Origin of the sequence: Bacillus sp. N13C7 (assembly GCF_026790065.1) — a bacterium.
GTDB lineage: Bacteria > Bacillota > Bacilli > Bacillales > Bacillaceae > Bacillus.
The window spans coordinates 664,718-678,300 of the sequence record NZ_JALAMO010000007.1; the positions used below are offsets into that span (position 1 = coordinate 664,718).

A 13,583-nucleotide genomic window follows, 5' to 3' on the forward strand; every position below is an offset into this window, starting at 1 on the left:
ACACAGGTCATCGCATGCTGCCATTTGGCCGTTAGGGGGTTCGCCATTTGAGTCTATTATGGGTTTTTTACCAAAATAACGTTCAAAAACTGAAACTGTCTGACCTCCCATCGTCCCATCCGGTGACCATAGGGCCTGACGTGAAGGATTCCGTTACGATCGGCACCATTCCGTTTAAGAACGGAGTGATTTCTCTTCAAAGAAAGGATTCCGGCGGCCAATACGAAGTTTTCCTGGGAAATGATTGTCTCGGTACGATTGAGCCCGATACATCCTTTTCTCTCCAAACGGACGATCAGGATGTACGCTTGATATTGACGGGCAGTGAGCCTGAGAAATCCGTTTATTTTATGGGAAATCGAGATGAAATTGTATGTTCTTCTGAAAAAACGAATGCAGATATTTATCTAAATCCGCAAGATTTTGCTTTTGCAACACAAAGCACGTTTTCTTTGCTTCGCGTCGGCGGAAGCTGGTTGGTTCAGCCTGAAAGCGGGACAATCTTTTTGAACGGAGAGAGGATCACCGACAATACAAGGCTACAGCCGGGGGATGAAATATTCTGGAACTTTACGCAAATGAGAGTGACAGACCAAGACCTTTTAGAAATTGTTCATTTCCCCTCATTTGAAACATCATTAACAGAAACGGTCAAACCTAGCACAGAGATGCAGAAAAAATATCCGCAGTACAGAAGAACGCCTCGTATGGTATACGATCTGCCGGATGACCGCGTTTCTTTCAGTTTTCCCTCTCAGGAGAGCGATCAAACCAACAGAGGGCTGTGGCTCGTCATTCTGCCTCCGCTTGTGATGCTGATCGTGATGGGCGTTGTCGCCATCATTCAGCCGCGAGGCATATTCATACTCGTTTCTCTGGCGATGTTTATGATGACCCTCATTACCTCGACAGTGCAATATTTCCGGGATAAAAACCAGCGGAAAAAACGCGAGGAAAAACGGGAGCGCGTGTATAAGCTTTACCTGGACAATAAGCGGAAAGAGCTTCAGGCGCTTGCTGAAAAGCAAAAGCAGGTTCTTGAATTTCATTTCCCTTCATTTGAACAAATGAAATACTTAACTAGTGAAATCAGTGACCGAATCTGGGAAAAGTCACTTGAAAGCAAGGATTATCTCCAGCTGCGTCTGGGGACGGGAACAGTCCCTTCAAGCTATGAAATCAATATGAGCGGCGGAGACTTAGCCAATCGTGATATCGATGACCTTATGGAGAAATCGCAGCATATGCAGCGTGTCTATAAGGACATCCGCAATGCGCCGGTTACGGTCGATTTGGCGGAAGGCCCGATGGGGCTCGTCGGTAAATCGCAAATTGTAAAAAATGAGATTCACCAGCTGATCGGACAGCTGTCGTTCTTCAACAGCTATCACGATTTGCGTTTTGTATTTATTTTTCATGAAGAAGAGTATAAAGACTGGGAGTGGATGAAATGGCTGCCGCAATTTCAAATGCCCCATATTTATGCAAAAGGATTTATTTATAATGAGCAAACCAGAGATCAGCTCCTGTCTTCACTTTACGAATTGATCAGAGAGCGCGATCTCGAAGATGACAAAGAAAAACTGCAGTTCAAACCGCATTTTGTATTTGTCATCACGAATCAGCAGCTGATCTCAGAACACGTCATTCTCGAATATTTAGAGGGACAGCATGAGCATCTGGGCATCTCTACAATTGTCGCTGCAGAAACAAAGGAAAGCTTGTCGGAAAACATTACAACACTTGTCCGCTACATCAATGAGCATGAAGGCGACATTTTAATCCAAAAGAAAAAAGCGGTCAGAATTCCGTTCCGCCTCGATCACCATCAGCGAGGGGACAACGAACGATTCTCACGGACGCTGCGGACGCTGAATCACCAGGTCGGCATTACGAATTCCATTCCGGAAACGGTATCGTTCCTGGAGCTCTTCCATGCGAAGGAAGTAAAAGAAATCGGCATTCAGCAAAGATGGCTCACGAGTGAATCGTCGAAGTCGCTGTCTGTGCCGATCGGCTATAAAGGGAAAGATGACATTGTGTATCTAAACCTTCACGAAAAAGCCCACGGTCCGCACGGGCTGCTTGCAGGAACAACGGGGTCAGGGAAGAGTGAATTTCTCCAAACCTACATTTTGTCACTTGCGGTGCATTTTCACCCGCATGAAGCAGCTTTCTTATTAATTGACTATAAGGGCGGAGGGATGGCGCAGCCATTTCGCAATATTCCCCACCTGCTCGGCACGATCACAAATATTGAAGGCAGCAAAAACTTCAGTATGCGGGCGCTTGCTTCCATTAAAAGCGAGCTGAAAAAAAGGCAGCGCCTGTTTGACCAGTATCAAGTCAATCACATCAATGACTATACAAAGCTGTACAAGCAGGGGAAAGCAGAAGTCGCAATGCCTCACTTGTTCTTAATTTCTGATGAATTCGCCGAGCTGAAAAGCGAGGAGCCTGATTTTATCAGGGAGCTTGTCAGTGCAGCGCGTATCGGGCGAAGCCTCGGCGTGCATTTGATTTTGGCGACACAGAAGCCGGGCGGCATCATCGACGACCAGATCTGGAGTAACTCGCGCTTTAAAGTAGCGCTGAAGGTTCAGGATGCTACCGACAGTAAAGAAATTTTGAAAAACAGCGATGCCGCAAACATTACCGTGACAGGACGCGGTTATTTGCAGGTCGGCAACAATGAAGTATATGAGCTGTTCCAATCCGCCTGGAGCGGGGCGCCTTACTTAGAGGAAGTCTACGGAACTGAGGATGAAATCGCGATCGTCACGGATACGGGCCTGATCCCGCTTTCTGAAGTGGATACCGAAGATATTGCGAAAAAAGACGTTCAAACAGAAATCGAAGCTGTAGTTGACGAAATCGAACGCATCCAAGATGAAATGGGAATTGAGAAGCTGCCAAGCCCTTGGCTGCCGCCGCTTGCGGAACGTATCCCGCGCACTCTCTTCCCTTCAGACGAAAAAGACCATTTCCACTTCGCGTATGTCGATGAACCTGATCTGCAAAGACAGGCGCCGATTGCTTATAAGATGATGGAAGACGGAAATATCGGTATATTCGGCTCTTCCGGCTACGGAAAATCAATTGCAGCCGCAACATTCCTGATGAGCTTTGCGGACGTATACACACCTGAAGAGCTTCATGTCTATATCTTTGATTTCGGAAACGGAACGCTGCTTCCATTAGCGAAGCTCCCGCACACCGCGGATTACTTCCTGATGGATCAGTCAAGAAAAATTGAAAAGTTCATGATTCGAATCAAAGAAGAAATTGACCGCCGTAAGCGTCTGTTCCGGGAAAAAGAAATCAGCCACATCAAAATGTATAATGCGCTGAGCGAAGAAGAGCTTCCGTTCCTTTTCATCACCATCGACAACTTTGACATTGTCAAGGACGAGATGCATGAGCTTGAATCGGAATTTGTCCAGCTTTCCAGAGACGGACAGAGTTTGGGTATCTACTTCATGCTGACAGCAACGCGTGTGAATGCTGTCCGCCAGTCATTGTTAAATAACCTGAAAACAAAGGTAGTCCATTATCTCATGGATCAATCCGAGGGATATTCCATTTACGGACGGCCGAAGTTCAATCTCGAACCGATTCCGGGTCGCGTCATCATTCAAAAGGAAGAGCTTTATTTCGCGCAAATGTTCCTGCCTGTTGACGCCGATGATGATATCGGCATGTTCAACGGGCTGAAAGCAGACGTCCAGAAACTTCAGGATCGCTTTGCTTCAATGGAGCAGCCGGCGCCGATTCCGATGCTGCCTGAGAGCCTGTCGACGAGAGAATTTTCACTCCGCTTCAAGCTGGAACGCAAGCCTTTATCTGTACCGATCGGGCTTCATGAAGAAACAGTCAGCCCAGTCTATTTTGATTTGGGCAAGCATAAGCACTGCCTGATTTTAGGCCAGACCCAGCGCGGAAAAACGAACGTCATAAAAGTAATGCTTGAACACCTGATTGATGATGACACCGAAATGATCGGCCTGTTTGACTCGATTGACCGCGGCTTGTCCCAATATGCGAAGGAATCAGACGTCTCATACTTGGAAACGAAAGAAGATATAGAGCAGTGGATCGAAACAGCAGAAGACATTTTCAAAACAAGAGAAGCCATGTATGTAGAAGCTGTCCGCCAGGGAGACGCGCAAAATCTGCGATTCTCTCAAGTGGTGCTGATGATTGACGGGATTACAAGATTCCAGCAGACGATTGATACGAGAATACAAGACCGTCTTGCAAACTTCATGAAATCATATGCGCATCTTGGCTTCAGCTTTATCCCGGGCGGAAACCACAGCGAATTCTCAAAAGGCTATGACTCCTTGACGACAGAGATGAAGCAGATCCGCCACGCGATTCTGCTGATGAAAAAATCTGAGCAAAATGTCATTCCTCTCCCGTACCAAAGACAGGAGCCGGAGATTCAGCCGGGCTTCGGATATATTGTGGAAAACGGGAAGGAGCAAAAAGTTCAAATTCCTTTATGTTCTGCTGAAAGGGAGAGTGCTAGATGACAGAACAACGAAAAAACTTGATTAAGTTAATATCCGCCGTCATCATCATTTTGCTGCTGCCGGTTTTGTTTTTCCGTTTTATCGGAGACGATCCGACAAAAAAAGCAGTCAATTCTACGCGGCAAATTGCGGTGGTGAATGAAGACACAGGCGTATTGAGTGATGAGGTGAAGTCTGATGAAGAGGACAAATCCGCCCAGTTCGGCAAGGAAGTTGCGGCCGTTCTGGGTGAACGTCCCGATTATTCATGGACGGTCGTAAACCGAAGCGCGGCTGAAAGTGGTCTCGCATCAAAGAAATATGATGCGATCGTCTATATTCCCTCCGATTTCTCAAAAAACATTTTAAGCTATGACAAGGACCATCCTCAAAAAGCAACGCTCGAATTCAGCATTCAAGATAACCTGAATGCCGTCAACAAAGAAAAAGTGCAGCGTGAGCTTGAGGATGCCCAAAAGACAATGAACAAAAAAATGTCGGCATTATACTGGAACTTTGTTTCACAAAAGGTGGACAACATTAGAGGAGAATTTGACAACATCGTCAATAAAGAATCTGAATTCCAGAATGTCATGTACAACTTTTACAAACCAAGCTCTAATGATTTAGCCGGTGAAATCAAACAGCAAAAAGACTTAATCGACGAGCTGAAGAAATCAATGAACGAAGCGCAGGGCACGACAAAAGAAAAAGCTTCCACAGCGGAGGAAGCCAAAAACACGCTGAAAGAATTCATTGATACAGTTGAAAGATACAAAGAATACCAAGAAAACCAGAAAAAGCTGCTTTTGGCAGCCCAGGATTCAACACAGCAGCAAATCCACACAGGTCTGGATGCCATCCAAGCACAGCAAAAGGCGAATCAGTTCAGCGAACGCATGAGCGGATTGGCAACTGGGATCAGCCAAGCGAAGTCACAGCTTGCACAAACAAGTACAGTGTTGACAGATGCCCAGCAGCTTAGGGAGGGTCAAGTGCCAAAGCAGGAACTTGGCATGGCGAATATCCAAAGTAATCTAATTGATCAATATCAGGCCGCATCAAAACAGGCTGCACTAAACCAGGTGTACGAACGGCTAGTTGAAGCGCGCGAGGCGCTCACTGTTGCGAAAGCCGAACCGAAGCCTGATGGAGATAATGGTTCGGATGATAAAGGAAAAAACCCGAAAGAAGAGGACCCTGAGGAACTGAAAATTGATCTTGAAAAACAGCGTGAAGAACTGAAAAACATCGCCGCGGATATTCAGGACATTTCAGACAATCTGAAGGAACCTGAAAAAGAGGAGCCGAAGCAAGAGGACCCGGGAACTGAAAATCCGGGAACAGACGAGCCTTCCACCGACAACCCTGAAAATCCTAATGACGGAAGTAACACAGATCCCGATGATACAAAGGGAGATACCGGAAACGGTGATACCGATAGTGATACCGGGAATGACGGACAAACAGAAGGCGATCAAGACCAGCAGGGAACAGATGGTCAGGAACCGAACGGCGAGGCCTCTAATGGTAAGTCAGACAGCGGACAATCCGAAACGGGCACATCTGCTGAACAGACTGCTTCATCTGACTCAGCCCTTCAATTGATCAAGCTGGCAAATGAAGACGGAACCGGAGATTCTGGAGATACCGGCAGCGGCGGAGATACGACGGAGCCTGGGGACCAAGATCAACCAGGAAACGACGACATTTCTGATATCGCCAAAGCAAAAGAACAGCTCAGCAAAGCGTCTGAGCGAATCAAGCAAATTGAAGAAGAGCTCAAGGAAAAAGAAACTGCCCATAATGAAGAGCTCAAAAAGAAGCTAGAAGAACTAAAAGAGCAAATGGATGGCCTTAATAATGAAATTGATGATTTGAAAGACCAAGTGAAAAAGCTCGAAACGAAGCTTGAAAATCTTGAAGCGAAACGAAAGCAAGAGTTTGAAGGGATTTACAGGGCGATTCGCGAGCTGGAAAATAAAGATCAGCTCCAATTCCCAGGAGAAATCAATACAGAAAGCATCTCCGCTTTAATGAGATACTATAAATACCTATCTGTGTATGATTCAGTGCTATCCGGAACGATAGACAGCACTGCAAAAGCCAACGCTATTGAAGGCCAGCAGGGCAAGGTCAAATCAGTCCTGGCTCTCTCGCCGGCAGAATCTTCCAGCTGGGAAGATCTCAAAAACAACACAATGAAAACTGATGAAGACATCAATAGCTTCATCGACGGCATGACCAAATTTGCGGACGATTACAGCGGCTTTATCCGTGACTCTCAAGCAGGTGTTCTCGACGAGCTGACAAAAATCTCTGAAAGTGCCGCAAAAGCGTCAGAACAGCTAGTAACGGGCACCACGCAAGAAGCTGCGACGTTCAGCAACGACGGGCTGTCTGGCACTATGGCGCTTAGTGTTCAAGATACGGTAGGCCAAGAAGTGCTGCAAATGTCGGACATGATGGGTTCATTGTCTGATCGCCAGTCAGGCATTATTGAATACACGACCAACATGCAGCAAAGCGTCAATGATGTTCAAACGAAAGCCGACACCTTAAACAACAACTGGGGGAAAAATGTCGCTGCCACGAAACTCGTGCGCAAGGACGTATACGGCATACTCGGAAATACATTAGTAGACGGACAGAACAACGGCTATGTATATGATTACTTGGCGAATCCGCTTAAAATCAGCGGAGAGGTTCCAGAAGAAAAAATTCAGACGGTGCCGCCGGTCGTCATCCTTGTTATTGTGTTGATCAGCAGTCTGTTAATCGGCTATTTCAGCTCCTATTACCAAAATGCGCCGCTTCTCGTCAAAGGAGCGCTATTCGGAATTCTGAATATCCTTGTCGGATTGATGATCAGCTTGTTCGGTTTGAATATTTATTCACTGCCGGACGATCAGACGATTAAGTGGTCGGTGTTTACGATTCTATTGCTGGTCGCAAGCTCTGCCTTCATCCGGACAGCATTCAGGTTCGGATCGATCCCTGGATGGGCTGCTTCAGCGGCCATGATTCTATTCTACGTCGCGCCGCTTATTGATTTGATTATGCCGAACTTTACATTTGAAGATCCGGTATCGAAAGTATATATCGACATCCAGTATGGCACTGGGCATTTGTTTGCAATGGGAATATCGGTTCTGCTGATCATTACGGTGATAGCCGCGGCTCTGCCGCTTATTATCCGGCTGATGGCAGAAAAAACAGCAGAAAGCGATGAAACGTATGAAGCGTAATCGCAGCATGGAAAAGGGGATCATGATTTGTATGCTCTCCTTTTCCCTTTTCATACCCTCTGCCGCCGCTGCCGAAACCGAAGACACTACAGATGTCGCGCCAAACCAATATGAGAAAAAAGACATTGAAATCGATACGAATTATTTGCATGAAGATACCTACTATGAGGAGAAAACAGAACTGCCTGAGGAACAAAAGGATATTACCTTTGATAAGCCGAAGGATGAGGATGCCGAGCTGATAAAAGATTTGTTTACATCAACGGATCCCGAGGAATCCAACACGATTACCTTCCAATCGAAACAGCTCGGAATTACCTTTGCTGAAAAACCAATGACAAAGGCATCCTCAACGGAAACAGAGGAAGAACAAGAAACATCTTCACTGCTGCTCCCGATGATTTATGTCGTGCTGATCCTGCTCGGAATTGCAGGCATTGTGTTCCTCATCCCAAAAGTCACAGCGCAGGAGAACAAAAAGGCATAGGCTCCCGTGCTTGTATTGAGTGTAAGCGGTACGTACAATAATAACGGAAGGAGGAGGTTTCCAATGGAACTTTTTATCATCACCGGAGCGTCAAAAGGACTGGGTGAAGCCATTGCATGGCAGGCTTTAGAGAAAGGCCATGAAGTCCATGCCTTATCCAGAACAAAGGCTGATGTCTCTCATGAAAAACTGACGCAGCATCAGATAGACCTCATCAATCTTGAAGAAGCTGAACAGCAATTTGAAACATTGCTTTCATCCATCAATCCGGAACGTTACTCGGGTATTACCCTAATCAATAATGCCGGAATGGTAACGCCGATCAAACGCGCCGGTGAAGCATCTCTTGATGAACTGCAGCGCCATTATCAGCTGAACCTGACAGCACCCGTGCTTTTGAGTCAGCTGTTTACAAAACGGTTGGCTTCATACAGCGGCAAAAAAACGGTTGTCAATATTACGTCAGGCGCCGCCAAAAACCCATACAAGGGATGGAGCGCGTATTGCAGCTCAAAAGCCGGGCTCGACATGTTTACGAGGACTTTCGGATTTGAACAGGAGGACGAAGAACTGCCGGTGAACATGATTTCTTTCTCACCGGGTGTTATGGACACTGAGATGCAAGCCGTCATCCGTTCTTCATCGAAAAAGGATTTCCACGACATTGAACGATTCCGGACATTAAATGAAACAGGAAGCCTTCGCAGTCCGGCCTTTATTGCCGGCACATTGCTTTCTTTATTAGAAACAGGCACGGAAAACGGCCGCATTTATGATATAAAAGAGTTTTTGTAGAGCAGATATTTTCTGCTCTTTTTTTTATAAAAAAGGCAACAGCCTGCGCATTTTATTGAACAGCCGCATATACTGACTGAAACTCTGCTTTTAGGGTATAACAATGATGATATGAAGATAAAATGATGTGACATAAGAATTGAGTTTCTCTGCAAATTATGTTAGGATGCTAAAAATATCTAAAGGAGGGGTTTCCATGAGAAAGGTTACATTAATGGATGTTTTCACCCATCCAATTGCACAAAAGTATCTACAGCGTTCAGGTGTGGCACATGCGATTGCCTGCGCTTATCATGCATACAGGATGTCTGTAAAGGCTGACATCAACCCTGATTTAGCTGCCAAAGCGGCACTGCTGCATGACATTGGCCATTATGAATGGTATACAGACGGAAAATGGGATTATGAGAAATACAAAAGAAATGACATTCATGCCATCAAAGGGGCGGAACGGGCACATAAGCTTTTGATTCGGCTTGGCGAGGAACCGAAAGCGGCCAAAGAGATTGCCCTTGCCATTTTGCTTCATACCGATTCCTATTTGCCTGAAGGCGAATTAGATAAAAACACGCTGCAGCAGATTGTCAAAAAAGCGGACGAACTTGATGAAGAGCCGGGCGGCCACCATCATTACCGCCAAATTGATCCTTCGACTGCACGCAAAAAAATAGAAAAGCTGGACCGATTAATCGACCAAGCCCAGAGCTCCATGATAAAACCCGTATAAGTCCCGCAGCTTACCCGGAACAGCGTCCAGCTTTCTCCGCTGTCTCCGCTTCTTGGCCATTTCCTAATACCCGCTTCAAAACATATTCTCCTAAAGTCTGTCCCCGCCCCCTCGTTTTATCAGGGAAGCCTGTGTCATTATCCATAATTACGGCATAAGCTGAGAGAAAACACACAAAGGGGATAAAAGTATGGTCAACCAAGGTAGTCCGCAACTGGTCTCTTTAGTCGATCCTTATGTCTATCAGACCATTAAAAAGCTCATCGGCTCAAGGTTCGTTATACAGACAGTACGAGATACGGTCAGAGGCAGACTGATCGATGTCAACCCTGACCATATCACAATTGAAGGAGCCCGAAACTCTGTTTGTTTGATCAGAATCCAGCACATGATTTCCGTCACCCCAGATTACAGTGAGCGGGTCTAACAGTGCTTGCGCATGAAAAATAGGCGTACACCAGGACGTCCTATTTTTCAGTTAAGCGCTGTAAAAACACACTGCGATACATCATTTCGTCAAGGTCAAAACCGGCGAATTCCTGATAGTCACCATCTGAAAAACAGAAAGTGACGCCGTACACTGTATAGCAGGAGCGGACTGCAGCATGCTGACGGACACGAAAATGATAACCGTCTGAATCTTTTACATACAACTGTGATTTCCCGGTAAATGGGGCACAGAGGTGTGCTGCCTCACCAAAACATTCGAATCCGGCAATTTTGCCGTCTTGGTCGATATCCAGCAGGATACAATCATTGACTTTAATCTCCTCAGACCGTATATTCCTGTTCCTTTTCGGAGGAAGAACATAGATATAAGCCAGTTCTGAATCTGTATCGTATGTCACTGCCTTCATCACCAACACTCCTTTCATTATATTAAGAGTTCTGATATGAGTTCATTTTTGTTACAATGATGGGGTATAAGTCCTTTTATCTGACAGACAAAGAAAAACTAGGAGGAACAAAGCTTGTTGAAATCAAAAGTCCATTTTTGGACATTGCAGATTTTATTTGTTTTGCTGATTATTTATGTAGCAACAAAAGTTTCATTTGTATTTCAGCCGTTTATTGTCTTTATCTCGACACTGTTTTTCCCGATGCTGATTGCGGGGATTTTGTATTTCATTTTTAATCCGGTCGTCCGTCTGCTTGAGAAAAAAATTCCGCGGACATTATCCATTCTATTGATCTATTTACTCTTTATCGGTTTGCTTGCCTTTGTTTCAGCGTCCGTCGGACCTGTCATTACATCGCAAGTGACCGGACTGTTTAACAATCTTCCTGATTATATAAAACAGATTCAGGCGCTGACAAAAGATTTGTCCCATTCTCAATGGTTTACCTGGATGATGAATCAGGATTATGTATCGATATCAAAAATTGAACAGTCATTGACTAGCTTTCTCCAAAACCTGCCGCAAAATATCACGTCCAGTTTATCTGCGGTGTTTGGCGTCGTGACAAATATCACGCTTGTTATTATCACTGTTCCATTTATCCTTTTTTATATGCTGAAAGACGGACACCGCTTTCCGCACTTAGCGGTGAAAATTCTTCCGGCTTCTTATCGGACAGAAGGCTTAAAGATTTTCAAGGATTTATCCGATACGCTTGCGGCTTATTTTCAGGGGCAGCTGTTAATCTGTCTTTTTGTCGGAACAGCGTGTTTTATCGGCTACTTAATTGCCGGGCTCCCGTACGCCCTGATTCTCGGGATTGTCATGGCGATTACCAATATCATTCCTTATGTCGGGCCTTTTCTCGGCGCTGCGCCGGCTGTCATTGTCGGTTTTATGGACTCACCGGCCAAAGCGCTGTTTGCGATTATTGTGGTTGTCGTCGTTCAGCAGCTCGACGGGAACCTGCTGTCTCCTCTCGTAATCGGAAAGCGGCTGAATACACACCCGCTTACGATTATTTTGCTGCTGATCGGAGCAGGAAGCTTCGGCGGAATTCTCGGCATGATTTTAGCAGTGCCAGCCTACGCGGTATTGAAGGCCTTCTTCCTGAATATTGTCCGATTAATCAAGCTGCGCCAGCGGTCACGCCTTGACGGAAACGAAAAGCCTGCCGAATAGGCGGGCACCAATTGCGCCTCTTTGCATATGATGCTGTAAATCAATGCGGAGGTGGGGAAATGCCTGCAATTGTAGGTCCGATTTATATTATGTCCATATCAGGTGATGCAGCGGCCAGCTTTGGAGATGTGTTTGCAATTTCACCAAAGAGCGTTGATCACACAGGCGCTGGATCGGGCGCGTTTCAATTAGGTGATTATATAAAGATCAATAATGAACACAGTAAAACCATCCTCAATGATGCTGATATCATTGATGAAACAGTGTCCTTTAACGGGTAACAGCCTTTTCAGAGAGGCTGTTGCTTTTTTTATTGTATAATATGGTTAGTCTTGAAATAGTGAGGTTATGTTTATGAAAATCAGAAAAGCAAATATCAATACGCAAACCGGAATGATCACGGACGTGTATCTGCATGAAAACAGAAAAGAACTGCGCACGCTTGTAGCGGTTCCGCAGCTGGAGTGGAGCACGATCATTTCTTATGAAGAAGATAAAGCATCTCTGCCTGAACGGCTGGAAGCTTCTTTGCGCCGGCATACAGAGGAAGGCCCGGCTGGTGAGCTAGCCAAAAAAATCATTCATTGGGTAACAGAAATGTAACGGCCTTTGAAAGTTTAGCTCCTGCCTGAACAGGTGATAATGAAGACAAACAAGACGGGAGGACGAGCCTTTGAGTGATGAAAAAATGGATCTCTATTTGCAGCAAGGAATGTATGGACCCTTGGAGACAAAGCCTGACGAGCGCCATTTGTTTTTAGGCTCATTAAGGGAAAGAGTGGTTTTGGCACTGACGAAAGGGCAGGTGCTCAGACACAAGCCGTATGAAGAAGCGGAGCATGCGCTCAAAAACAGCAAAAACATCACTCTTTTGATTAATGGAGAGCTGCAGTATCAGTCTTACTCTCCCTATATCCAAATGGCGAACCGGAACGGAGTGCACTTCAAGATCGTATCTGATCTTCAGTTTCATACGCCTTTAGGCCTTGTGATTGCTGCTGACATCGCTGTAAATCGTGAATCGATATATATTCAGGACGACATTTTTAACCGGTCAGTGCTGAAACCTTAAGAGACAAACGGACCGTTTGTCTTTTTATTCATGGCAATTCACTTACAACTGGAGATAAGATATAATGTTCTCATACTGATGGCGGGGAGGCCGGCTATGAAAAAAGCACTTATTTGTATTGATTATACGAATGATTTTGTGGCGAGTGACGGAAAATTGACCTGCGGGGAGCCCGGCAGAAGGATTGAAGAGGCGATCGTCAATTTGACTGAAGAATTCATCACAAACGGTGATTACGTCGTATTAGCAGTAGATTCTCATGAGGAAGGGGATCAATATCACCCTGAAACCCGTCTTTTTCCTCCGCATAATTTGAAAGGAACGGAAGGAAAAGATCTGTACGGAAAGCTTTTGCCTCTATATCAGAAACATGAACATGAACCAAATGTATACTACATGGAAAAAACAAGATATTCTGCTTTTGCGGGAACTGATTTAGAGCTTAAACTCAGAGAGCGGCAGATTGGCGAACTGCATCTTGCCGGCGTCTGCACAGATATTTGTGTGTTGCATACAGCGGTTGACGCATACAACAAAGGCTACCGGATTGTTGTGCACAAACAGGCTGTTGCCAGCTTTAATCAGGAGGGGCACACGTGGGCTCTTTCCCATTTTGCAAACAGCATCGGAGCGCAAGTGGCAGAGTAAGGAAGGGGAAA

12 protein-coding genes are annotated in these 13,583 nt (G+C 45.5%); 11 read left to right on the plus strand and 1 reads right to left on the minus strand.

Annotated elements, in window-relative coordinates; genetic code table 11:
• The first annotated feature begins 47 nt into the window (after positions 1 to 47).
• The 6 genes from essC to MOB98_RS11525 all read left to right on the plus strand — a co-directional run bounded on the left by essC (position 48) and on the right by MOB98_RS11525 (position 10,198).
• Positions 48 to 4,535: a type VII secretion protein EssC gene (essC, locus tag MOB98_RS11500; protein ID WP_268358009.1), complete on the plus strand. Its 4,488-nt coding sequence runs from the start codon at positions 48 to 50 to the stop codon at positions 4,533 to 4,535.
• Positions 4,532 to 7,762, plus strand: coding sequence for a type VII secretion protein EsaA (esaA, locus tag MOB98_RS11505; protein ID WP_268358008.1), 3,231 nt, complete (start codon positions 4,532 to 4,534; stop codon positions 7,760 to 7,762). Before essC ends, esaA begins: the two co-directional genes overlap by 4 nt.
• A gap of 31 nt (positions 7,763 to 7,793) precedes the next feature.
• Positions 7,794 to 8,249, plus strand: coding sequence for a type VII secretion protein EssA (gene essA / locus MOB98_RS11510; protein ID WP_268358063.1), 456 nt, complete (start codon positions 7,794 to 7,796; stop codon positions 8,247 to 8,249).
• Positions 8,250 to 8,312: 63 nt separating this feature from the next.
• Positions 8,313 to 9,044, plus strand: a complete 732-nt coding sequence (locus MOB98_RS11515; RefSeq protein WP_268358006.1) for a (S)-benzoin forming benzil reductase — start codon at positions 8,313 to 8,315, stop codon at positions 9,042 to 9,044.
• Between the two features lie 196 nt (positions 9,045 to 9,240).
• Positions 9,241 to 9,771 (plus strand): HD domain-containing protein, encoded by a 531-nt coding sequence (locus tag MOB98_RS11520; RefSeq protein WP_268358004.1) that lies wholly within the window; start codon positions 9,241 to 9,243, stop codon positions 9,769 to 9,771.
• Positions 9,772 to 9,961: 190 nt separating this feature from the next.
• The gene (locus MOB98_RS11525) at positions 9,962 to 10,198 is read left to right on the plus strand and encodes a YuzF family protein (RefSeq protein WP_010329921.1); all 237 of its coding nucleotides are present in this window, start codon (positions 9,962 to 9,964) and stop codon (positions 10,196 to 10,198) included.
• Positions 10,199 to 10,238: 40 nt separating this feature from the next.
• Here the strand turns inward: MOB98_RS11525 and MOB98_RS11530 are convergent, their stop codons facing one another.
• Entirely contained in the window at positions 10,239 to 10,628 is a 390-nt protein-coding gene (locus tag MOB98_RS11530; protein WP_268358003.1) for a DUF2283 domain-containing protein, read from the minus strand.
• 114 nt (positions 10,629 to 10,742) lie between these two features.
• Between MOB98_RS11530 and MOB98_RS11535 the strand changes: the two genes are divergently transcribed.
• The 5 genes from MOB98_RS11535 to MOB98_RS11555 all read left to right on the plus strand — a co-directional run bounded on the left by MOB98_RS11535 (position 10,743) and on the right by MOB98_RS11555 (position 13,572).
• Entirely contained in the window at positions 10,743 to 11,852 is a 1,110-nt protein-coding gene (locus MOB98_RS11535) for an AI-2E family transporter (protein WP_268358001.1), read from the plus strand.
• Between the two features lie 59 nt (positions 11,853 to 11,911).
• Positions 11,912 to 12,133 carry a spore germination protein gene (locus MOB98_RS11540; protein WP_268358000.1) on the plus strand — a complete coding sequence of 74 codons (222 nt, stop codon included), beginning with the start codon at positions 11,912 to 11,914 and terminating at the stop codon, positions 12,131 to 12,133.
• 73 nt (positions 12,134 to 12,206) lie between these two features.
• On the plus strand, positions 12,207 to 12,455 hold the full coding sequence (locus MOB98_RS11545) for a YueH family protein (RefSeq protein ID WP_268357999.1): 249 nt from the start codon (positions 12,207 to 12,209) through the stop codon (positions 12,453 to 12,455).
• Positions 12,456 to 12,525: 70 nt separating this feature from the next.
• The gene (locus MOB98_RS11550; RefSeq protein ID WP_268357997.1) at positions 12,526 to 12,924 is read left to right on the plus strand and encodes a YueI family protein; all 399 of its coding nucleotides are present in this window, start codon (positions 12,526 to 12,528) and stop codon (positions 12,922 to 12,924) included.
• A gap of 96 nt (positions 12,925 to 13,020) precedes the next feature.
• Positions 13,021 to 13,572, plus strand: coding sequence for an isochorismatase family cysteine hydrolase (locus MOB98_RS11555; RefSeq protein WP_268357994.1), 552 nt, complete (start codon positions 13,021 to 13,023; stop codon positions 13,570 to 13,572).
• Positions 13,573 to 13,583: the final 11 nt, after the last annotated feature.